Below are 24,155 nucleotides of genomic sequence, written 5' to 3'. Positions count from 1 at the left end.
ATTTTTTGAATATGTACTATAATTATCAATAACCGTAGTTGGTTTCAGATAAAATAAAAACTAAATATTGTATATTTTAGGGAGCTTCAATAAATTTGATCTCCCTAAAATTATTATAAATTCAAAGGGGTTAGTATGTATCAAAAATTAGAAGCCATAGTTGAGAGACTTAGTGATAACAAAGATTTGGTATTGGAAGCATTTAGATTTGCATTTGAGGCACATAAGGAACAAAAAAGGATAGATGGGGAACCTTATATAGTTCATCCTTTGGAAGTTGCATATATTCTTTCTGAAATGAACCTAGATGTTAATACTGTGATTGGTGGTATTTTGCATGATGTTATAGAAGATACGGAATTTACATATTTAGATATAACCTCTAAGTTTGGCGAAGAGGTTGCGATTTTGGTAGAGGGTGTTTCAAAGTTAGATAAAATAAATTGGAAAACAAAAGAAGAGGCACAAGCTGGCAATATAAGGAAAATGCTTATAGCCATGACCAAAGATATCAGAGTTATACTTATAAAATTGGCTGACAGACTTCATAATATGCGTACTCTTAAGTATTTATCAAAGGAGAAGCAGAAAGAAAAGTCTGAAGAGACCCTGAATATATTTGTTCCTCTTGCCCATAGGCTTGGGATATCTAAGATAAAGTGGGAACTTGAGGATTTATCATTTAGATATTTAAATCCCGATGAATATTATGAAGTGGCAAAATTGGTTTCTCAGAAGAGAGATGACCGAGAAAAATTTACTGAGGAGATTATAAATGAATTTAGAAATGTTCTAACTAACTCAGGCATAGTAGCTAGTATTGAAGGACGACCTAAGCACTTGTATAGTATATATAAAAAAATTATCCAAAAGAACAAATCTATAGATGATATATTTGATTTGATAGCAATTAGAGTTATAGTAGATGATATAAAAAATTGTTATTTAACCCTTGGCTTAGCTCATGAAATATATAGTCCAATTTCAAATAAATTTAAGGATTATATTGCGATGCCTAAACCTAATAATTATCAATCTTTACATACAACGGTATTGAGTAAGAGTGGTAAACCTTTTGAAATCCAAATAAGGACTAAACAAATGCACAAAGTTGCAGAACTTGGTATAGCAGCTCATTTCAAATATAAAGAGCAAAAAACCGATAAGGACGATTTTGATGATAAATTTGTTTGGATAAGAGAGGTTGTGGAGTGGATAACTGAAACTGAAAATCCTAAGGAGGCAATGGAGAACTTTAAGACTGATCTTATATTTCAAGAGATTTTTGTTTTTACTCCCAAGGGTAAAGTAATATCGTTGCCCGTTGGATCTACTCCTGTTGATTTTGCCTTTAGAATACATACAGATGTGGGATATAGATGCGAAGGAGCTAAAGTTAATAACAAAATAGTTCCTTTAGATTATGAACTTGAAACAGGAAATATAATTGAAATTTTAACTTCGAAGCAACTTAGAGGTCCGAGTGCGGATTGGCTTAATTTTGTAAAGAGTAATCATGCTAAAAGTAAAATAAAACAATGGTTTAGTAAAATTGTCAAAGGTGACAATATATTGAAAGGAAAATATCTTTTTGAAAAAGAGTGTAAAAGGAAGGGATTAAAGCTTACTTCTTTTTTAAATTATAAGGATATAAATAAGTTTATTAAGTCACTGGGTATTATAAGTTTAGATGATTTATATGCTTCGATTGGAATAGGTAATATTAGTTCAACTTCTGTAATAAATAAATTTAATGAAACGTGTCTCGAATGTGAAAACGAAAAGTTGGATAATGATAAAATTAAACATGCATCTAGTCTTGCAATCAATAAAGATGAGCGTTCTAAAATAGGTAAACATGAAAACATACTCGTAGAGGGTGAGAAAAATGTTTTAAGCAAATTTGCCAAATGTTGCACCCCTGTTTATGGTGATGAGATAATAGGGTTTATAACAAGGGGTAGAGGTGTAACTATTCATAGAAAAAATTGTAGAAATATAGATAATTGTTTAAATTCTGAACGGATTGTAAATGTTCAGTGGTGTGATTTGAATAATGAAAAATATGACGTGGATATTTGTATGGATGTTAAAGATGCTACGATTTATACTATAGAGGAAGTTAATAAAAAAATTAGAACTTTTTCTATTTATATCAGAAGTGTTAATTTTAGAGAGATAGATTCGGAAATATCAAAAATTGATATAAGACTTAGAGTTGATTCTAAACACAATCTGGATGCGTTGCTCAATTCTCTGAGAAAAATAACTGGATGTATTAGAGTTTTTAGACCTAATAATAAATAGTTAATTCAGATTTATAAGTTGGTTAATTTTAAAATTAAGGAGATTAATTATGGAAAATGTTAAGATTCATAGAATTCCACTTGGTGTTTACAGAACTAATTGTTATGTTGTGGAAAATATAAATACTGGAAACTCTATTATTGTCGATTGTGGTGACGGTGAAGAATTTAAAAAATATGTCGAAAGTAATTGCTTGAGTTTTAGGATAAAGTATGGTTTGATCACTCACGGACATTTTGATCATGTAGGAGGAGTAAAGTTTATACAGGAAAACTATGATACGATGTTTTTCATAGGTCTTAAAGATATGGAAGCACAGCATGAGGAACCCTATTTATTTCCAAGGCTTAAGGGAGTAAATGTGGTATATGATAATCTAGTTTTGAACTTTGAGGATTTTAAGATAACTACCATAGCCACTCCAGGTCATACGATGGGAGGAATGACCTATAAGTTTGAAAATCATATTTTTACAGGAGATACTTTATTTAAGGGTACCGTAGGAAGAGTGGATTTGTACGGTGGTGACTTTGAAATACTCATGAATAGTATAAAGGAAAAATTATTTATATTGCCTAAGGATACTATAATTCATCCAGGGCATGGTGAAGAAAGCACGATAGAGAATGAAATTAATGATAACGAATTTGTGATATAAGGAGGATTGTGTACCAGAGATGAGTGTTATTGTTAAGCTCCCCAAGGGAACAAAGGATATTTTACCCAAAGATGTATATATATGGCAATATATTGAAGAATTTTTAAGAAAAACAGCAAAGTTATTTGGTGTAAGTGAGATACGTACTCCGATTTTTGAGCATACAGAGTTATTTCTGAGAGGGGTTGGAGATACTACTGATATTGTTCAAAAGGAGATGTACACTTTCAATGATAAGGGTAATAGAAACATAACTTTGAAAGCTGAAGGAACAGCACCTACAATAAGGGCTTTTATTGAGCATGGTTTACATGCTCATGCACAGCCTGCTAAATTTTTTTACATAACTCCCGTTTTTAGATATGAAAATGTCCAAAAAGGAAGACTAAGACAACATCATCAATTTGGTGTGGAAATTTTTGGATCACAATATCCTATATGCGATGCTGAAATTATATATATGGCATATTCCATATATAAACAACTAAAAATTAAAGATTGTTTTGTGCAGATAAATTCTCTTGGATGCAGTAAATGTAGGTCGAATTATAATGAGAATCTAAAAGAGTTTTTGCATAATAATAGAAACGAATTGTGTGATATATGTGATGATAGGCTTGAGAAAAATCCTTTACGCATTTTAGATTGTAAAAATGTAAATTGCCAAGCAGTTCTTTTAAATTCTCCTTTAATAACGGATTTTATATGTGATGAATGCAATATGCATTTTGATGGTGTAAAAAAGTATTTAACTAGTGTTGGTATTAATTTTAATGTAAATCCTAGAATCGTTCGTGGTTTGGATTATTATAGCAAGACAGTTTTTGAAATATTAGACTCTGAAGGAATGGCTCTCTGTGGTGGCGGAAGATATGATTATTTAATTGAACAGTTAGGTGGAAAGTATACTCCTGCTGTAGGATTTGGTATGGGAATTGAACGATTAATTTCTGCTTTAGGAGATGGAAAACAGAATATAGCAAATCCTACTCTAGATTTATTTATTATTGTAATGGATAGTTCGTTTATGGAATTTGCTTTTATTCTATGTGGTCATCTTAGAGATGTAGGTGTGTCATGTGATATAGATTATTTGTTTAGAAGTTTGAAGTCTCAAATGAGATATGCGGATAGGATAAATTCTAAAAATATTATAGTTATTGGAGAAAATGAAATGAAGAGTGGGTATGTATGTCTTAAAAATATGCGTACTGGTACTGAAAAAAAAGTTAAACTCACTTCTTGGGATATCAATATTGCAGTTAGATGGAATGGAATTTAATGAATTAGTGGGGTGTATTATGGAATTTGACAAATTGCATAGAACTGATTATTGTGGTTTGATCGATAAAAAATTTTTACATAAAGAGGTTGTACTTCAAGGTTGGGTAAACAGGAAACGGAATTTAGGGTCGTTAATATTTATTGATTTAAGAGATCGGGAAGGAATCGTGCAGATAGTTTTCAAAGATAATAGTAATTTATTTAGTATTGCTGATTCCTTAAAACCTGAATATTGCATTAAAGTAAAGGGAATTGTATTGGAAAGAGAATCTAAAAATGAAAATCTATATACAGGAGAGATAGAGGTAATATGTGATGAACTTACGATATACTCAAAGTCCGATTCTTTACCTTTCATGGTTGATGAAGGATTTGAAGTAAATGAAAATTTAAAATTTAAACATAGGTACATATCGCTGAGAAACCCTGAGTATCAGAAAATTTTTAAAATAAGAAGTAATGCATATGCTGCGTTTAGAGAATTTTTACATAATGATGGATTTATTGAAATTACAACACCAATTTTAAATAAAAGTACTCCCGAAGGGGCAAGAGACTTTTTGATACCGAGCAGAATGAGTATAGGTAAATTTTATGCTTTGCCTCAATCTCCTCAGATATACAAACAATTGCTTATGATAAGTAACTTTGATAAATATTATCAAATTGCAACATGTTTTAGAGATGAAGATCTTAGATCAAATCGACAACCTGAATTTACTCAAATTGATATTGAAATGAGTTTTGTTGATGAAGATGATGTAAAGTATAAGATGGAGCAATTAATTAAGCACGTTTTCAATAAAACTATAGGCATAAAATTGGAAGATAGTTTTATAGAAATGAGCTATGATGAATGCATGAATTTGTATGGAACAGATAAGCCAGATTTAAGATTTGATATGAAGATTATGAATATGAAAGATGATTTTATCAACTCAGAGTTTCCTATATTTAAAGATTGCATAGAAAGTGATAAAGAAATCTGTGGGATAAAAGCTGAAAATACAAATTTCTCTAGAAAACAGTTTGATAAATTTACGGAGTTTGTAAAAAATCATTTTAATGCTAAGGCTTTAATCTATATAAATTATAAAGATAATCAAATCTCATCATCTATAAATAAATTTTTGAATGATGAAGATAAAAAGAGCTTGATTGAGAAATATAATTTGAAAGATGGAGATTGTCTTTTTTTAGTTGCTGGTTTTAGAAAAATTGTATTAAGTTCTTTAGGAGCTTTGAGGTTGGAATTGGCTAAATCTTTAAAATTATTGGAGAAAAATAAGGAATTTAAATTTTTGTGGGTTAAGGATTTTCCATTATATGAATACGATGAGGAGGAAAATAGATATTATGCATGTCATCATCCATTCACAATGCCTAATGATAATGATATAAAGTATTTTGATTCTAAGGATTATTTAAAGATACGAGCTAAGGCTTATGATTTGGTTTTGAATGGTGAGGAAATTGGAGGAGGAAGCATAAGAATTCATGATTCTGAAATTCAGAAAAAGATGTTCAATGTTCTAGGCTTAACCAAAGAAGACGTAAATCAAAAATTTGGTTTCTTTGTTGACGCTTTGAAATATGGAACTCCTCCACATGGTGGTGTTGCATTTGGTTTTGATAGAATTGTTATGTTTTTGACGGATGTTGATGATATAAAGGATGTTATAGCTTTTCCTAAAAATAAAAAAGCTGAGTGTCTTCTATCCAATAGCCCTAGTGAGGTAAGCCTCGAACAATTGGAAGAACTTGGTCTAGAAATTAAAAATGTAAATTGAATTTGTATGAATAAAATGCTATGTTTAATGTAATTGCTTATAATGAGCTTTGCATTAAACATGGCATTATTTTTATTGTGATTGATAGGAGGATTTTTATGATAAGTGATAAAGAATTGATGACACTGGTGGTGGATGAAAAGAAAAGGCAATTAAATAATATAGAGCTTATAGCTTCTGAAAATTTTGTAAGTGAAGATGTGCTTAATGCTATGTCTACAGTTTTGACTAATAAGTATGCCGAAGGATATCCAAGTAAAAGATATTACGGTGGGTGTGAAGTGGTCGATAAAATTGAGAAAATAGCAATTGAGAGAATGAAAAAATTGTTTGGTGCTGAGCATGCAAACGTACAACCGCATTCGGGATCGCAGGCTAACATGGCTGTTTATTTTTCAGTTTTAAATAGTAATGATACGATTCTTTCCATGGGTCTTGATCATGGTGGGCATTTGACTCATGGAAGTCCTGTTAATTTTTCTGGAAAAACATATAATTTTGAGTTTTATGGAGTTGAAGAAAGAACAGGAGTTATAAATTATGATAACGTTATGGAAATAGCTCTAACTGTCAAACCAAAACTTATTGTGTGTGGATACAGTGCATATCCAAGGAAAATCGATTTTAAGAAATTTAGAGAAATTTGCGATGCTGTCGGAGCTTATATGATGGTGGACATGGCTCATATAGCAGGATTAATTGCTGCTGGTGAGCATGATAATCCAGTTAGATATGCCGATTTTGTTACTACTACTACCCATAAAACCTTAAGAGGACCTAGAGGTGGAGCTATTTTGTGTAAAGAAAAATTTGCTAATGCAGTAGATAAAGCCACGTTTCCAGGAATTCAAGGAGGTCCTCTCATGCATGTGATTTGTGCTAAAGCTGTGTGTTTTAAAGAGGCCATGACAGAAAGTTTTAAAAATTATGCTAAGCGAGTTATAAAAAATGCTATTAGATTAAGTGACGAATTGAAGAAGAGAGGATTTGATATAATCTCTGGTGGAACTGATAATCATTTAATTCTCGTTGATTTAAGAAACAAAAACATAACAGGTAAGGAGTGTGAAACTCTACTTGACTCAATATGTATAACGGTTAATAAAAATTTTATACCTTTTGATAAATTAAGTCCATTTGTAACAAGTGGTATAAGAATAGGTACGGCAGCTGTTACGACTAGAGGATTCGGAGAAGATGAAATGGTTGTCATTGCAGATGTGATTAATAGTGCTATAAACAGTAGAGTTAATGGAAATCAATCACTTATTAAAAAGGTTCGAGAATTAACTAACAATTTCCCATTGTTTAAATATTGATTTTAATTGTAAAAAATTGTAAGAGTTGACATGAATTTCATAATGTAATATACTTAGAAAGCACAAATTAGCACATCAGGAGAATTTGAATGTTTAATGTACATAGTCGTATTTTAGGTACAGGAATGTATGTTCCTGATAAAATTTTAACTAATAATGATTTAGAGAAGTTGGTTGATACCAATGATGAATGGATATATACAAGAACTGGTATAAAACAAAGACGCATTTCCTCTTTAAATACATCGGTTCTTGGTGAAAGAGCAATTGAGAATTTGTTGGTAGATGTAAACATAGATCCTCTTAGTATAGATTTGATTATATTTTGCACTATCTCACCTGATAATAATACTCCAGCCTGTGCGTGTTTAATTCAAAAGTATATAGGGGCTAAAAACGCTACTGCATTTGATATTAATGCAGCGTGTTCAGGTTTCATATATGGTTTGGTTGTAGCTGATAGTTTGATTAAGTCAGGTAGATATAAGAATGCTATCGTCGTGGGGAGTGAAGTATTATCAAAAATTGTGAATTGGAAAGATAGAAATACTTGTGTGTTATTTGGAGATGGGGCTGGAGCCGTATTCCTTGAAGGAACATCGAATTTAGATTTAGGAATAATTGATACATATACGAGGTCTGTCGGAGATAAATCAGATTCATTGGTTTCGAAAGCATTTCCAGTTTCAAATTTTACAATTGATAATGCAAACGATGTGAGTCCCTATATAACCATGGATGGTAGAGAGGTTTTTAAGTTTGCCGTTTCATCTATTGTGGAAGGTGTCGAGAAATTATTAGAGAACAATGATTTGTCAAGTTCAGATATAAAATATATAATTCCACATCAAGCCAATATTAGGATAATTGATTCTGCAGCACAAAAATTAAATATACCAACAGATAGGTTTTTTACAAATTTATCAAAATATGGTAATACCTCAGCAGCAAGTATACCTATGGCACTTGATGAGATTAACAAATCAGGTGTGCTTGGTGAAGGTGATTTGATTATTTTGGTTGGATTTGGAGGAGGACTTACATACGGTTCGGTTTTATTGAGATGGTGATCTCTTGCATTATTTAGGAGTTGAGATAAGATGATGAAAAAGATTTCATTTATTTTTCCTGGTCAAGGTTCTCAATATGTGGGTATGGGAAAATATTTTTATGATAATTTTGTACAATCAAAAGGAATTTTCGATAAAGCAAATGAGCTTTTAGGATATGATTTGTCGGATAAAATATTTTTTGGAATCGGCAATGATTTAGATAAAACAGAGATTACTCAGCCTAGTATATTAACTGTTAGCGTGGCTATTTTAGAGGCTTTGAAAAGTGTTTGTAATGTCAAACCTTTTTTAACAGCCGGATTGAGTTTGGGGGAGTACTCCGCTTTGGTATGTGCTAATTTTTTAGATTTTGATCGAGCCATTCCGTTAGTTCGAAAGAGGGCTGAATTCATGGTGAGCTATATACAAAAAGGTACATATGGTATGACTGCAGTTATAGGATTGTCTGAAGAGAAAATTTCACAAGCTATTAACGAAGTCAGAGATTTTGGTTTTTTGGCAATTGCAAATTATAACTGTCCAGGTCAGATTGTTGTGTCTGGGGAAGTTTGTGCACTTGAAAAAGCCGAAATTGAATTTAAAAAACTAGGTGCTTTAAAAAATGTTCGTCTATCTGTAGATGGACCATTTCATACGAAATTATTATCGCAGGCAGCTGCAGATTTGAAACTTGAGCTTCAAAATATAAAGTTTAATGGTGAATCATTAGTTCCTGTTATATCTAATGTTACAGCTGATAAAATTTCAATTGATAATATTGAAGATTTGCTATCGAAACAAGTTATGAGCTCTGTGCTTTGGGAAAAAAGTATATTAAGCATGATTGACATGGGAACTGATGTTTTTGTTGAAATCGGTCCTGGGAGGTCTTTGTCTGGATTCGTAAAGAAGATAAATAAAAAGATTGAAGTGTTTAATATTGAAGATCAAGTATCCCTAGATAAATTTTTGAAAGTTTTTAGTGAGGTGTAGTTTATGCTCAAGGGTAAGGTAGCAATTATCACAGGTGCTTCGAAGGGTATTGGTAAGGCTATAGCTATTAATTTTGCCAAGCATGGTGCAAGTGTTGTTTTGAATTATAGGAGCGATGATGATGGAGCTCGGAGTGTAGTAAAAGAGATTGAAGAAAATGGTGGGAATGTAGTTTTACATAAAGGAGATATTAGTAATTTTTCTGTTGCAGATGATTTAGCTAAGCTTTGTATTGAAAAATTATCTAGAGTTGATATATTGGTGAACAATGCAGGGATGACAAAAGATACGTTACTTCTCAGAATGAAAGAACAGGATTTTGATGATGTTATAAATGTAAATTTGAAGGGGACTTTTAACTGCATTAAACATGTCACACCGATTATGATTAAACAAAGATACGGGAAAGTTCTGAATATTAGTTCTGTTATAGGGCTTATAGGGAATATAGGTCAGGTTAATTACGCTGCTTCAAAGGCTGGGATTATAGGTATGACAAAATCTCTTGCTAAGGAATTAGGTTCTAGAGGTATAAATGTAAACTCCATCGCTCCTGGTTTTATAGATACGGATATGACAGAAGTGTTGACTGACAAAGTTAAAGAAACTATTTTGTCACATATACCATTGAATAGAATTGGTAAAGTGGAGGACGTTGCAAATCTTGCAGTGTTTTTGGCTAGTGATCTATCCAGTTACATAACTGGTCAAGTGATAACTGTGGATGGTGGAATGGTGATGTAGGAGGATTTGGATTTATGAATAATAGGGTTGTTGTTACAGGGTTAGGTGCTGTAACGCCTATAGGAAATGATGTTAATGAATTTTGGAATAATGCCAAAAATGGTATTATAGGCATACAGAAAATAGATAGTTCTAGAAATATAAATAACACGAAGATTAGTGTTATTGCTCCAGTGAAGAATTTTGATTTAACAAAAAGGTTAACTAAGAAAGAGTGTTCTAGATTTGATGTTTGTTCAACATTTGCTGTTTATGCTACGCAGGAGGCAATTGAGGATTCGGGTATTAATTTGGATTTAGTAGATAGGAATAGATTTGGAGTAGTTGTAGGTTCTGGTGTTGGTGGATTTAATACTTTACAGGAAGTTATTGAGAGATTAAGTAAGGATGAAAATACCCGACTTTTACCACTTACAATTCCTAAACTGATAATTAATATGGTTCCTGGAAATATTGCTATAAAATATGGAATAAGAGGTGAAGGTAAATCGGTTGTAAGTGCTTGCACCACTTCAACTCAATCTATTGGAGATGCATATAGATTATTGAAGCATGGATATCTAGACTTATGTGTAACTGGTGGGAGTGAATCTGCGATAACAACTTTGGGGATTGGGGGATTTACATCTCTAACTGCACTAAGCACATCAGATGATCCTTGCAGAGCATCAATTCCGTTTGACAAGGAGAGGAACGGTTTTGTAATGGGAGAAGGTGCAGGGATTTTAATACTTGAAACTTTGGATCATGCTTTAAATAGGGGTGCTAAAATTCATGCCGAGATAGTGGGATATTCTTCTACCACAGATGGTTATCATATAACTTCACCTATGCCAACTGGAGAAATAAATTCTAATGCTATGAAAAATGTAATTCAGGAGGCTGGAATAACTTATAGAGATATAGATTACATAAATGCTCATGGTACTAGTACAAAAATAAATGATGCGGTGGAAACGCTAGCCATAAAGAGCGTATTTAGAGATTATGCTTATGACATTAAAATTAATTCAACAAAATCTATGACAGGGCATCTATTAGGAGCTACTGGTGCAGTTGAAGCTATTGCTTGTGTTAAATCATGTGAAGAGAATTTTGTTCATCCGACTGCTGGATATAAAGTATTTGATGAGGAATGTGATTTAAATTATGTTCCTAATGTTGGCGTTGTCTCGGAAGTGAATTATGCTATGTCTAATTCCTCAGGATTTGGAGGACATAATGCCGTTTTATTATTTAAAAAATGGAAAGGTTAGATGTTGTAATGTCTTTTGAAGATATAGTACATTTAATAAATTTAATTGATAAATCTCAGATTTCACTTATGGAGTTAAATTGTGAGAACGTATATTTAAAATTGGACAAATCCATAAATCGACAGCTATCTGATAAAAAAGTATTAATTGAGGATGATTTGTCTGGAAAATCAAATGATGTTACTGATATTGTCAAACAAAGAATTGATGAAGCTAAAGATAATAGTGATGATAGCATAGTCGAGTATGATGATAGTGATTTTGCTTACATACTTTCTCCAATAGTTGGAACTGTATATTTATCGCCATCACCAGGTAAGCAAACATATGTTTGTGAGAAACAAAGTGTTAGTAAAGGAGATGTAGTTTGCATAATAGAAGCAATGAAATTAATGAATGAGATCGAAAGTGAATATTCAGGTAAAATCATAGAGATCTTAGTCAAGGATTCACAAATGGTGGAGTATGGTCAGAAGTTGTTCAAAGTGAAATGTGATTAAAGGAGTGATGTTTATATGGAGAAAAGTTCTAGTATAGTTGATATATTTAAGGTTTTACCACACAGATATCCGTTTTTGCTAATAGATAAAGTAGTTGATATTGAAGAGAATAAGAGTGTTACAGTTATAAAAAATGTCACTTTTAATGAACCATTTTTTCAAGGGCATTTTCCAGGGAATCCTATTATGCCAGGAGTTTTAATATTAGAAGCCTTGGCACAGGCTGGAGCTGCAATTGTTTTGTCTATCGATGAAAATCGAGGTAAGACAGCGTTGTTTGTCGGAGCAGATAGTGTTAAATTTAGGAGAATGGTGGTTCCTGGAGATGTCTTAATATTGAGATGTGAAATACTGAAGTACAGGTTTAAATTTGGTGTAGCAAAATGTGTTGCTAAAGTAGGGGATGAGATAGCCTGTGAGGCTAAAATATCGTTTGCTATTCATTAAACTAGGAGAGACTTATGATAAAGAAGATATTGATTGCAAATAGAGGAGAAGTAGCAGTAAGAATCATAAGAGCGTGCAGAGAACTTGGAATAGTTTCTGTTGCAGTTTATTCCGAATCTGACAGAGAAGCCTTACATACTCAATTAGCAGATGAATCAATTTGTATAGGACCAAGCTCATCCAAAGATTCTTATTTAAATATACCGAATATTTTAGAGGCTACGGCTTTGAGTGGAGCTGAAGCTATACATCCAGGTTTTGGTTTTTTGTCTGAAAATTCTAAATTTGCAAAGATGTGTGAAGAGTGTAATATTGTATTTATTGGACCAAATTATAGAACCATGGATTTAATGGGAGATAAGGCTAATGCAAGAAGGACAATGAAAGAACATGATGTGCCAATTATAGAAGGGTATGAAGGTGTTATTGCTAATGAAAATCATGCCTTTAATATAGCAAGAAAAATAGGATTCCCCGTTATGATTAAAGCCGCACTTGGAGGTGGGGGAAAAGGAATAAGGATTGTTGAAAAAGAAAGTGATTTTATAACTTCGTACATATTAGCTAAAAATGAAGCTATGGCTTGCTTTAATAATGACGTAGTGTATATTGAAAAGTACATAAAAAATCCACATCATATAGAATTTCAAGTTATGGCAGATAGCTATGGTAATGTAGTGCATTTATTTGAAAGAGAGTGTTCTGTTCAGAGGAAAAATCAAAAAATATTGGAAGAAGCACCTTCTGCGTTTTTAGACAGTGATACCAGAGAAAAAATGGGAAGAGTTGTTTTGAAAATTTGTGAAATTGTGAAATATGTTAATGCTGGAACGATAGAATTCCTTGTTGATGATGATAAGAATTTTTATTTTATGGAAATGAATACGAGGATTCAAGTTGAGCATCCTGTTACTGAGATGATAACTGGTATTGACCTTATAAAAGAACAAATTAAGGTATCAAGTGGACAAAAATTAAGTTTTACTCAGAAGGATATTAAGATTAATGGACATTCGATTGAGTGTAGAATAAATGCAGAAGATGTGAATAGGAATTTCTTGCCATCTCCTGGAGAAATAAAGCAATTAAATGTACCTGGAGGATTTGGGGTACGTTTGGATAATGCGGTTTATCAAGGATATGTTATACCTTCTTTTTATGACTCTATGATTGCTAAACTTATAGTCCATGGTAAAGATAGACAAGAGGCTATTATGAAAATGAAACGAGCACTAGCTGAATTTGTCATTGATGGTATTGAGAGTAATATAGATTTTCATTTTAAAATTTTGAATAATCCTGATTTTGTTTCAGGTAATTATAATACAGGATTTTTAAATAAGTTGGTGAGTAGCGAGTGAAGTTTGATTTTTTTAAAAAGAATAGGTATGTTACTGTAAGCACTACATCTTTTGAAGATGATAGAAAGGTATATATACCAAATGACCATTGGATAAAATGTAATAAATGTTTGAGAATACTCTATAAGGAAGATATTAGTTTGAATTTTATGGTTTGTCCTTTTTGTGAATATCATTTTAGATTGGATCCAAGGAAAAGAATTGAATATTTGTCGGACAAAGATACTTTTGAAGAATTTGATTCTAATATCTTGAGTTCAAATCCTTTACAATTCCCTGGCTACTTAGAAAAAATAGAGGATAATGTTGATAAATCTAAAGAAAATGATGCTGTAGTTTGTGGTAAATGTTTTATAGATGGTAATCAAGCTGTTATTTGCATAATGAATAGTTTTTTTATGATGGGAAGTATGGGCAGTGTTGTTGGAGAAAAAATAACTTTGGCTATTGAAAGAGCAATTGAATACAGTCTACCGATAGTGATATTTACATCATCTGGAGGAGCTAGAATGCAGGAAGGTGTGTTTTCTCTTATGCAGATGGCGAAAATAAGTGGTGCTGTAAAAAAATTATCCGAAAAAGGATTATTATATTTGACAGTTATTTCTGATCCAACTACTGGTGGAGTTACCGCTAGTTTTGCGATGTTAGGAGATATAATTATAAGTGAACCAGGAGCTATGATTGGTTTTGCTGGAAGGCGAGTCATAGAGAGGACTATAAACGAAAGTTTACCAGATGATTTCCAAACAGCTGAATTTCTTTTGGAAAAAGGTTTTTTGGATAAGATAGTACATAGAAAAGATATGAAAGGATTTATAGCGCATATACTTAGTACTCATAGGAGGTGTAGCAATGGGTGATTTGTCTGTTTGGGATCGTGTTACACTCGCTAGAATGCCAACTAGGCCTAATTCTAAATTTTATATTGATAATGTGTTTGATTCGTTTGAAGAACTCCATGGAGATAGATTTTACGGAGATGATAAAGCCATTTGTGGAGGAATTGGAGTTATAAATAATATTTCGGTTACTGTAATAGCACAAATGAAAGGGGAAAATACTAAAGAAAATATATTTAGAAATTTTGGGATGCCAAACCCAGAGGGATATAGGAAAGCTATAAGATTAATGAAGCAGGCTGATAAATTTGGAAGACCTATTATAACTTTTGTTGATACACCCGGTGCCTTTTGTGGTAAACAGGCTGAAGAGAGAGGACAAGGCGAAGCAATTGCTAAAAATTTATTTGAAATGATGGGGTTTGGTGTTCCTATATTGTCTATAGTCATTTCCGAAGGAGGAAGTGGGGGTGCTTTAGGGATCTCAGTGGCTAATGAAGTATGGATGTTGGAAAATTCTATATATTCTGTAATTTCTCCTGAAGGATGTGCAAGTATTTTGTGGAAGGATTCTACAAAAGTTAAAGAAGCGGCTGAAGCATTAAAGCTTACGTCTTATGATCTATACGATTTTAAAATTGTTGATAAGATAATTGATGAATTTGGAGAAGGGGCACACGTCACTAAAAATAGGATAGCACAAAATATGAAAGATGAAATACTTGATTTTATAAATAGATTCAAAGACAAAACTTGCGAATATATAAAGGAACATAGGTATAGAAAATTTAGAGAAATTGGGAAATATAAAATTCAATAATACGAAGAATCTGATCTAGTTAAATTTAGATTGGATTTTTTATTTTTTAAGATTGTTTCATTAAGTTGACTGTAGAAAACGGAATTGTTATAATCAAAAATCATTACAGAGTTAAGGAGAATTTAGATGAAGATGTCTACTAAAGGTAGATATGGTATCAAGGCTATGCTCGAACTTGCACTTGTTTATGACAAAGAAACCATATCTGTCAGGAGTATATCACAGAAACAAAATATATCTGAACTCTATTTGGAACAAATATTTTCTGTTCTCAGAAAAGCTCAACTTATAAAAAGTACACGAGGTGCTAAAGGAGGATATTCTTTAACTCGAAAACCTAAAGACATTACGATAAAAAATATTATGGATGCTCTTGAGGGACCTATAAGTATATCCAATTGTATAGAAGAGGGTGCAATTTGTGATAATTTAGATACGTGTGCAACAAGAGTTTTGTGGGTGAGAATACGTGATGCGATAGATGAAATTTTTTCATCTGTAACTTTGCAAGATATAATTGATGAACACAATAAACTTCAAATTTTGAATATAGGGGTTAACTACAATGAGTAGAAAAGTTTATATGGATTATGCATCCACCACATTTATAAGAGAAGAAGTCTTGAACGAAATGAATCCGTACCTATATGATTTTTATGGAAATCCCTCAGGAATACATGAGCTAGCTAGAGTTTCTAAAAATGCAATAGAGAAATCTAGAGAAATGATTTCTAATTCTTTAAAGGTTAATAGGAAGGAAATATTTTTTACAAGTGGTGGAACAGAATCGAACAATTGGGCTATAAAAGGAGTTGCTTTTGCAAATAGAGATAAAGGAAATCACATAATAACAACTAAAATTGATCATCATTCAGTTTTGTATACTTGTAAATATTTAGAAGAGTGCGGATTTGATGTTACATATTTGGATGTTGGCAATGATGGACTTGTTGATATAGAGTTATTTGAAAAATCTATAACGAGCAAAACTATACTTGCCACTATCGCATTTGCAAATAATGAAATTGGTACTATACAAGATATCGATTCCATATCTAGAATTTGCCATGAGAGAAATATAATTTTTCATACTGATGCAATACAAGCCATAGGGAAAGTGGATATAGGTTTAGATAGATATAAATACATCGACTTGCTTTCAATATCTGGTCATAAAATATACGCTCCAAAAGGGACGGGTATTTTGTACATTAAAGATGGTACCAACATACAGACTTATATTCATGGAGGAAGTCAGGAAAAAGGAAAAAGGTCTGGAACTGAAAATGTTTATGGTATTGTTGGTCTTGGAAAAGCTATTGAGATTGTGTGTTCAGAGCTTCATAAGGAAGGAAAGAAATTGCAAAAACTTAGAGATTATATGATGGATAGAATTTTAAATGAAATACCTAAGAGCAAAATCAATGGTTCCAGAATCCATAGGTTAAGCAACAACATAAACGTTTGCTTTGAAGGATTGGAAGATGAGGGCATTCTTCTTTCTCTAGATTTGAAGGGAATTCTTGCGTCCAGTGGAAGTTCTTGTAATTCTGGTTCTGTAAATTCATCGCATGTACTTAAAGGTATAGGTCTTAGTACAATAGAGGCTCAGAGTTCTGTTAGATTTACTATTGGGAAATATACCTCTCAAGAAGATGTTGATTATGTTGTAGATGAATTAAAGGAAATAGTATCGAGACATAGAAAATGTTAAGGTTTGATTTGGAGGATCTGATTTGAAAAATGAGAAAGTAGTTATTGGATTAAGTGGTGGTGTTGATAGTGCTGTTGCTGCATATTTGCTCAAAGAACAAGGGTATGATGTGATTGGTGTAATGTTAAATTTATCACAGAATGATGAGGTGTATTTGAGACAGGAGGGAGGATGTTGTTCTTTGTCTTCTGTTCTTGATGCTCGCAAGGTGGCCGAGCTTTTGGAGATTCCATTTTACGTTCTGAACTATAAGGATGTTTTTAAGGAAAAGATAGTGAATTATTTTGTAGAAGATTATATGTCTGGGAATACGCCTAATCCTTGCATTGAATGCAATAGGCATATAAAATTTGGGAAGTTCTTAAGGAATGCAAGTATGCTCGGTGCAAATTATATGGCAACAGGACATTATGCAAATGTGGAAAATATAAATGGTAAATTTGTTTTAAAGAAAGGTATAGATTCAAAGAAAGACCAAACATATATGCTGTATACTTTAACTCAAGATCAACTTAAACATGTCTTAATGCCATGTGGAAATTATACAAAGGAGCAGATTAGAGATATTGCAAAAGGTATTGGTATGGATATATATAACAAAAGAGATAGTGAAGAAATTTGCTTTATTCCAGATGGCAATCACGGAAATTTTATATCGGAGATTAGAAAAGTTAAACAGGGAAATTTTATTGACAAAAATGGCAAAGTCCTAGGTAAGCATAAAGGAATTGTTTATTATACTATTGGACAAAGAAAAGGTTTAAATTTATCTTTAGGGAAACCAGGTTATGTGATAGAAATAAGAGAGAAGACTAATGAAATTGTAATAGGTAATGAGGAAGAAATATTTTTTAATAATGTTATTATAGATAATGTCAATATAATTTCTGGAAGCATACATGGTGTGCCCGAGAATATTCAAGCTAAGATAAGATATCAATCTAAATTTTGTGATGCTAAGATTGATATAGTAAATGATAATGAAGCAAAGATTATTTTCAGTGAACCCCAAAGAGCTATTACCAGGGGGCAATCTTTGGTATTTTACGATGGCGATATAGTTGTAGGTGGGGGTATCATAAGAAATTATTTTTAGCAACGTTACATTTAATCATTAAAGTTTGACACAATAAACATTGTAGTATTTAATTGATTGACATTGATCAAGATTTTAATATATAATTTATCTAAGTTATTTCAGAGCGTTGGCTAAGCTTTTGTCTCGGGGTTTTACTTTGAGGTGAAAGCTTATATTTTTAGTTAGGTTGGAGTGATTAATTTTATGAAGAAATATACATACACGGAGCTTAGAAACCTTTACATAGATTTTTTTAAAAGCAAATCTCATTATAGATTAAATAGTTTTCCTCTTATACCTAAAGATGATAATAGCTTACTCTTAATAAATGCAGGAATGGCACCACTTAAAAAATATTTTACAGGAGCTGCAGTTCCTCCAAGTAAAAGGATAGTGACATATCAAAAATGCATTAGAACAGGAGATATTGACGAAGTAGGAAAGACTCCTAGACATTGTACTTTTTTTGAAATGCTTGGGAATTTTTCGTTTGGAGATTATTTTAAAAAGGACGCTATAACTTATGCTTGGGAGTTTTTAACCAAGGTCCTTGATATACCTAGCGATAAATTGTATGTAAGTGTTTATGTAGACGATGATGAAGCTCTTGATTGTTGGATAAATAATACTTCTATTACCAGAGATAGGATTTTTAAAATGGGAAAAGAGGATAATTTTTGGGAAATAGGAGTCGGACCGTGTGGACCATGTTCTGAAATCTTTTATTGTTTTGATGATGTAGAGATAAAAACGAATGATCAATTTTTGAATTTGCAAGAAGAGGGAAAGCTATTTGAAATTTGGAATTTGGTATTTACTCAATTTAACAAAAACGAGAATGGTGAATATGAGCAATTAAATACAAGAAATATTGATACGGGAATGGGTCTTGAACGATTAGCCATTGTGATGCAAAACGTTCAAAGCGTATTTGATACAGATGTTTTTGTAAAAATAATAAATAAGATAATAAAAATAGCAAACTTAAAATGTGATTTCTCAGAGGTTAAATATTCTTGTAGAGTTATTGCTGATCACGTAAGAAGTACAGTATTCTTAATTGGGGATGGAATTATTCCTAGCAATGAAGGAAGGGGGTATGTTTTAAGAAGATTGATAAGAAGAAGCATCAGACATGCTAAGCTTATGGGTATAGAGTCTAAATTTATGAGTAATGTTGTTGATGTTGTTATAAATGAATATAAGGATGATTATCCCGAGCTACTTGAAAGAGAGAATTACATAAAAAATATTATTGATACCGAGGAAGATAACTTTACAAAAACTCTAAATAAGGGCATGAGTATATTAATGTCTTATTTGAAGGATTTGAAGTCTTCAAACTTTAATATATTGTCGGGCAATAAGGCTTTCAAGTTGTATGATACATATGGTTTTCCAGTTGAATTGACTCAAGAGATTTTGAAGGATGAGGGTATTGAGGTTAACATAAATGAATTTAATGTAGAAATGAAGAAGCAGCAACAAAAAGCTAGGAATTCAAGGAAAGACGATAATTATTTGGGAAATGATCTTGGGGTGTTGAACTCAACGGGAAATTACGAAATAGAGTTTTTAGGACACGATACTTTGAATTTGAGTTCAAGGATTTTAGATATAATATTTGATAACTCTTTCGTTGACGAAATAGGAGCTGGGAACAAAGGGTTTTTAATTTTTGATAAGACGCCTTTTTATCCTGAAATGGGAGGGCAAGTTGGTGACACAGGGTATGTTAAATCTAAAATGGGATATGGAAAAGTTTTAAATACAAAAAAGAATATTCAAGGTAAGATTTATAATTTGGTCGAAGTTATTAGTGGGAAGTTTTCAAAAGAGGATTTTGTGGATCTTGGAGTTGATGAGAAAAGAAGAGATTCAATTTGTAGAAATCATACTGCGACACATTTGTTACACAGTGCATTAAGAATCGTGTTAGGTGATCATGTTAAACAATCGGGTTCTTATTTGGATGAACATAAATTAAGATTTGATTTTACTCATCCCAAAGCTTTGACAAAAAAAGAATTAGAAGAAGTTGAAAAAATTATTAATGAATGTATATATAATCAAGTAAGTGTAAAGACTGAAGTAATGGATATAAAATCAGCTCAAGAAAGAGGTGCAGTTGCTTTATTTGGTGAAAAGTATGAAGATGAGGTCAGAGTTTTGTCTATAGGAGATTGTAGTATGGAGCTTTGTGGAGGAACTCATGTTTCGAATACTGGTTTTCTAGGAAATTTTGTTATATTAAATGAGATATCTGTATCTTCAGGAGTGAGAAGGATTGAAGCGACTACAGGGAGGAATGTATTTGATATTTTTAAATCTAATCGTAACGTATTAAATGAAATTCATAATCGTGTTAAGGCAACTTCACAAAATGATATATTGAGTAAAGTCTCAAGCTTATTTCTCGAAATCAAGGATAAAAATACAGAAATTGCACGACTTAAATCTGAAGCATTGAACTTGAAGTTGAAAGATATAGATTCGATAATTGAAAGCTCGAAGGTTAAAAATGGATTAAAGATAGTTACGAGTACTTTTAATGATATTGATGCAGGTCAACTGAGGGAAATTTGTAGTATAGCTAAAGATAAAATTAGTTGTGGCTTTGTAATGTTTGTGTCTGTGTGTAATAATAGAGCAAGCGTTGTTTGTATGGCGACGAAGAATGCTATTGAAGAGGGAATTGATTGTGGGAAAATAATAAAAGATGTATTAAGAATAGCTGAAGGGAGTGGAGGAGGCCGAAAAGATATGGCACAAGGGTCTATAATAAATGTATCAAAAATAAATGAGGTTATTAATAAGGTATATGAAATTATTTAATTGCCAAATTTCTATGATTGTTATATAATTAGCTTTGGACGACTCCAAAAGGGAGGTGCGTGAGACTTTTTATAAGTCGTGTGTATGAAGAAAGATTTTACTATGTATATGAAGTATGATCGGAATTTAGTTGAGAATGAAATTGAATATACGAACGAACGTAAGACAAGAGAGATTTTAGAGGAAGTTTATGACTCTTTGGAAAAGAAGGGTTATAAACCAATAAATCAGTTGGTTGGCTATCTTATATCTGGTGATCCGACGTATATCACTAATTATAATGGAGCTAGGGCATTAATAAGTAAACTTGAGCGTGATGATATATTAGAGGAAGTGCTTAGGACTTACCTGAAAAAGTAGTTAATTTATCCGAGTTTGCATGTTTGCTTACTTGGATTTTTGTTTTATTGTCATTTTGAGTTTTTAGGGGAATTTGATTTATGAACTATATGGGTTTGGATGTAGGAGATAAAAATATAGGCATTGCAATTAGTTCTGGAATAATAGCTCAGGGTTTATGTACTTATAAAAGAGTCAGCCTTGAAAAAGATATTTGCTATATACAAAAACTTATTGAGGAGAATTCTATTTCAAAAATTGTAGTTGGACTTCCTAAGAACATGAATGGTAGCATAGGATTTCAAGGACAGAAGGTTGTTGATTTTTGTGAGGATTTAAAAGCGGAATTAGAAGAAAGTATTGATATAGAATTTATGGATGAAAGGCTTACCACGGTCTTAGCAAATAATTTTATGTTAGAAGCGGATATGTCTCGCAAGAAACGTAAAAGTATAGTTGATAGAATAGCAGCTCAAATAATTTTGCAGGATTATTTAAATATGAAAAAAAACAAGTAAAATCGAATTTAGGATTCTGGTGTCTGAGGAGTATTTTTAATGCAAAAGAACTTAAAGGATGTTGAGGAGATAAAGTTATATTTGAAGTCAAAGGGATATAAATTAACAGCTCAAAGGGAGTGTATACTTAATATAATAATTGAAAATAGAGATAAGCATTTAACAGTTGATGAAATTTATAAGTATGCGTATGAAAGAAATAAAGCTATAGGAATTGCCACAGTTTATAGAAGCATACTGTTATTTGAAGAATTAGGAGTTATAAGTAAACTTATTTTCGATGATAGGGTAATTAGATATGAGCTGTCTTCTTTTGACGAAAGACATATGCATCATCATTTAATTTGCGTTAAATGTAGTAGAATTATAGAGGTTGAGGAAGATTTGCTAGAGAAACTTGAGAAAAAGGTTGAGGACAAATATTATTTTAAGATACTGGATCATAATTTAAAGATTTTGGGAATTTGTAATGATTGTAACAGTAAGTAGGAGGTTGAATAATGGATTTAAATTCAGAGCCAAAGAAGGAAAGTGTAGAGAATGGTTCTAAGAGTGTTTCTGTTAAAAGAGATACTAGATTTAAAAAAGATAAAGATACTAATAAAAAAGATAAAGGTTTTAAAGAGTCAAGGAGAGAGATAAACTCTATAAAAATAATTCCATTGGGTGGGCTCAATGAGGTGGGTAAAAATATAACTGCTATTGAGTATAAGAATGATATATTTGTTATTGATTGTGGTCTTAAATTTCCGGATGATGATATGTTCGGCGTGGATTTAGTGATACCAGATGTAACTTATCTTATAAAAAATAGAGATAAGGTTAGAGGCATATTCTTAACTCATGGGCACGAAGATCACTTAGGAGCACTTCCGTATATTTTAAAGCAGATAAATGTTCCTGTATTTGGAACAAGACTGACATTGGGGATATTGTCCGTAAAATTGAAAGAACATTATATAGATAATGTTGAATTGAATGCTATAAAACCTAAAGACATTATTAAAATAGGAAATGTGACTATGGAATTTATCAAAATGAACCATAGTATAGCTGATGCTGTTTCAATTGCAATACATACTCCTATGGGTGTGATTTTTCACACTGGTGATTTTAAAATAGATTTTACTCCAATTGATGGAGAAATTGCGGATCTTGGAAGAATTGCAGAGCTTGGAAAAAAGGGAATTATATGTATGTTAGGTGAAAGTACGAATGTCGAGAGACCTGGGTATACAATTTCGGAGAGGGTTATAGGAAAGACTTTTGAGGATATATTCTCCAAAGCAAAATCACGTATAATTGTTGCTACATTTGCATCTAATGTTCATAGAATTCAGCAGATAATAAATGCTGCATCAATGTATGGAAGAAAAGTTGCTATTTCCGGAAGAAGTATGGAAAACATAACTGGTGTTGCTAAGGAATTGGGATACATACAATTTGATGATAACGTGTTAATAGGAATTGATGAAATTAATGGATGGGCTCCAGAGAATATTGTTATAATAACTACAGGAACTCAAGGTGAGCCTATGTCTGCACTTGCTAGGATGGCATCAGGGGATCATAAAAAAGTTTCTATAGCGCAAGGAGATACTGTTATATTATCTGCAACTCCTATTCCTGGAAATGAAAAGCTTGTCTCTAAGGTTATAAATAGATTGTTTAAGAGCGGAGCCAACGTTATATATGAATCTTTAGCAAAGGTTCATGTTTCTGGTCATGCTTGTCAAGAAGAATTGAAATTAATGCTTGCTTTAGCTAAGCCAAAGTTTTTTATACCAATACATGGAGAGTTTAGGCATTTAAAGCAGCATGTTGATTTAGCTGAGAGTATAGGAATAGATCGAAAAAATATGATGATTATGGAATGTGGTGAAGTTGTAGAGATAAAAAGGAATTCCATAAATAAAATTGGGACTGTTCCCTCTGGTCAAATTTTTGTAGATGGTTTGGGTGTGGGCGATGTTGGTAATATAGTGCTTAAAGATAGAAAGCATTTGTCCCAAGATGGAGTTCTTACTGTAGTGGTTACCATAGATAGTCAAAGTGGAAGTATAATAGCAGGTCCTGATATAATTTCTAGAGGATTTGTTTATGTTAGAGAATCGGAGCGTCTTATAGATAATGTAAAAAATATAGTTAAAGAAGTTTTAAGAAATTGTGAAGAAGATCGAATAACAGATTGGTCTACATTGAAATCTAATATAAAAGATAAGCTCAGGAATTTTTTGTACGAGAAAACGAAGAGACGTCCAATGATTTTACCCATAATAATGGAGATATAATAGGTAT

Annotated in this window: 22 protein-coding genes; all 22 read left to right on the top strand. The window is 32.0% G+C overall.

The window, feature by feature from the left end:
• Nucleotides 1-135: 135 nt before the first annotated feature.
• A complete protein-coding gene (locus tag AALI31_RS04485; RefSeq protein ID WP_489885323.1) occupies nt 136-2,307 on the top strand; it encodes a RelA/SpoT family protein in 2,172 nt (723 codons plus the stop codon).
• Between the two features lie 49 nt (nt 2,308-2,356).
• Nucleotides 2,357-2,965 carry an MBL fold metallo-hydrolase gene (locus AALI31_RS04480; protein WP_489885322.1) on the top strand — a complete coding sequence of 203 codons (609 nt, stop codon included), beginning with the start codon at nt 2,357-2,359 and terminating at the stop codon, nt 2,963-2,965.
• Nucleotides 2,966-2,984: 19 nt separating this feature from the next.
• Complete coding sequence (gene hisS / locus AALI31_RS04475; RefSeq protein WP_489885321.1) at nt 2,985-4,247, top strand: histidine--tRNA ligase; 1,263 nt, start codon at nt 2,985-2,987, stop codon at nt 4,245-4,247.
• A 19-nt stretch (nt 4,248-4,266) separates the two neighbouring features.
• Nucleotides 4,267-6,039, top strand: coding sequence for an aspartate--tRNA ligase (aspS, locus tag AALI31_RS04470; protein WP_489885376.1), 1,773 nt, complete (start codon nt 4,267-4,269; stop codon nt 6,037-6,039).
• A gap of 98 nt (nt 6,040-6,137) precedes the next feature.
• A complete protein-coding gene (gene glyA, locus AALI31_RS04465; RefSeq protein WP_489885320.1) occupies nt 6,138-7,358 on the top strand; it encodes a serine hydroxymethyltransferase in 1,221 nt (406 codons plus the stop codon).
• Between the two features lie 89 nt (nt 7,359-7,447).
• Nucleotides 7,448-8,428, top strand: coding sequence for a beta-ketoacyl-ACP synthase III (locus AALI31_RS04460; protein WP_489885319.1), 981 nt, complete (start codon nt 7,448-7,450; stop codon nt 8,426-8,428).
• Nucleotides 8,429-8,461: 33 nt separating this feature from the next.
• Complete coding sequence (fabD, locus tag AALI31_RS04455) at nt 8,462-9,403, top strand: ACP S-malonyltransferase (protein ID WP_489885375.1); 942 nt, start codon at nt 8,462-8,464, stop codon at nt 9,401-9,403.
• Between the two features lie 3 nt (nt 9,404-9,406).
• Complete coding sequence (gene fabG / locus AALI31_RS04450) at nt 9,407-10,147, top strand: 3-oxoacyl-[acyl-carrier-protein] reductase (RefSeq protein WP_489885318.1); 741 nt, start codon at nt 9,407-9,409, stop codon at nt 10,145-10,147.
• 14 nt (nt 10,148-10,161) lie between these two features.
• Nucleotides 10,162-11,403: a beta-ketoacyl-ACP synthase II gene (gene fabF, locus AALI31_RS04445; protein ID WP_489885317.1), complete on the top strand. Its 1,242-nt coding sequence runs from the start codon at nt 10,162-10,164 to the stop codon at nt 11,401-11,403.
• A complete protein-coding gene (accB, locus tag AALI31_RS04440; protein ID WP_489885316.1) occupies nt 11,391-11,903 on the top strand; it encodes an acetyl-CoA carboxylase biotin carboxyl carrier protein in 513 nt (170 codons plus the stop codon). Before fabF ends, accB begins: the two co-directional genes overlap by 13 nt.
• 15 nt (nt 11,904-11,918) lie before the next feature.
• Complete coding sequence (gene fabZ / locus AALI31_RS04435; protein WP_489885315.1) at nt 11,919-12,350, top strand: 3-hydroxyacyl-ACP dehydratase FabZ; 432 nt, start codon at nt 11,919-11,921, stop codon at nt 12,348-12,350.
• 14 nt (nt 12,351-12,364) lie between these two features.
• Nucleotides 12,365-13,711 carry an acetyl-CoA carboxylase biotin carboxylase subunit gene (locus AALI31_RS04430; RefSeq protein ID WP_489885314.1) on the top strand — a complete coding sequence of 449 codons (1,347 nt, stop codon included), beginning with the start codon at nt 12,365-12,367 and terminating at the stop codon, nt 13,709-13,711.
• On the top strand, nt 13,708-14,574 hold the full coding sequence (gene accD, locus AALI31_RS04425; RefSeq protein WP_489885313.1) for an acetyl-CoA carboxylase, carboxyltransferase subunit beta: 867 nt from the start codon (nt 13,708-13,710) through the stop codon (nt 14,572-14,574). Before AALI31_RS04430 ends, accD begins: the two co-directional genes overlap by 4 nt.
• On the top strand, nt 14,567-15,373 hold the full coding sequence (locus AALI31_RS04420) for an acetyl-CoA carboxylase carboxyltransferase subunit alpha (RefSeq protein ID WP_489885312.1): 807 nt from the start codon (nt 14,567-14,569) through the stop codon (nt 15,371-15,373). Before accD ends, AALI31_RS04420 begins: the two co-directional genes overlap by 8 nt.
• Nucleotides 15,374-15,499: 126 nt before the next feature.
• Entirely contained in the window at nt 15,500-15,946 is a 447-nt protein-coding gene (locus tag AALI31_RS04415) for an RrF2 family transcriptional regulator (protein ID WP_489885311.1), read from the top strand.
• The gene (locus AALI31_RS04410; protein ID WP_489885310.1) at nt 15,939-17,087 is read left to right on the top strand and encodes a cysteine desulfurase family protein; all 1,149 of its coding nucleotides are present in this window, start codon (nt 15,939-15,941) and stop codon (nt 17,085-17,087) included. The genes AALI31_RS04415 and AALI31_RS04410 overlap by 8 nt, the downstream gene beginning before the upstream one ends.
• Before the next feature lie 22 nt (nt 17,088-17,109).
• Nucleotides 17,110-18,183: a tRNA 2-thiouridine(34) synthase MnmA gene (mnmA, locus tag AALI31_RS04405; protein WP_489885309.1), complete on the top strand. Its 1,074-nt coding sequence runs from the start codon at nt 17,110-17,112 to the stop codon at nt 18,181-18,183.
• Nucleotides 18,184-18,369: 186 nt separating this feature from the next.
• A complete protein-coding gene (gene alaS / locus AALI31_RS04400; RefSeq protein ID WP_489885308.1) occupies nt 18,370-21,000 on the top strand; it encodes an alanine--tRNA ligase in 2,631 nt (876 codons plus the stop codon).
• Between the two features lie 108 nt (nt 21,001-21,108).
• On the top strand, nt 21,109-21,360 hold the full coding sequence (locus tag AALI31_RS04395) for an IreB family regulatory phosphoprotein (protein WP_489885374.1): 252 nt from the start codon (nt 21,109-21,111) through the stop codon (nt 21,358-21,360).
• An 80-nt stretch (nt 21,361-21,440) separates the two neighbouring features.
• Nucleotides 21,441-21,857, top strand: a complete 417-nt coding sequence (gene ruvX / locus AALI31_RS04390) for a Holliday junction resolvase RuvX (protein WP_489885307.1) — start codon at nt 21,441-21,443, stop codon at nt 21,855-21,857.
• A gap of 39 nt (nt 21,858-21,896) precedes the next feature.
• Nucleotides 21,897-22,346 carry a Fur family transcriptional regulator gene (locus AALI31_RS04385; protein WP_489885306.1) on the top strand — a complete coding sequence of 150 codons (450 nt, stop codon included), beginning with the start codon at nt 21,897-21,899 and terminating at the stop codon, nt 22,344-22,346.
• An 11-nt stretch (nt 22,347-22,357) separates the two neighbouring features.
• Complete coding sequence (locus AALI31_RS04380) at nt 22,358-24,148, top strand: ribonuclease J (protein WP_489885305.1); 1,791 nt, start codon at nt 22,358-22,360, stop codon at nt 24,146-24,148.
• The last annotated feature ends 7 nt before the right edge of the window (nt 24,149-24,155 follow it).

This window comes from Anisomitus miae (SeqCode) (assembly GCF_054906395.1).
The sequence above is the reverse complement of the archived record's forward strand: the minus strand, read 5'-3'. Positions and strand labels throughout refer to the sequence as shown.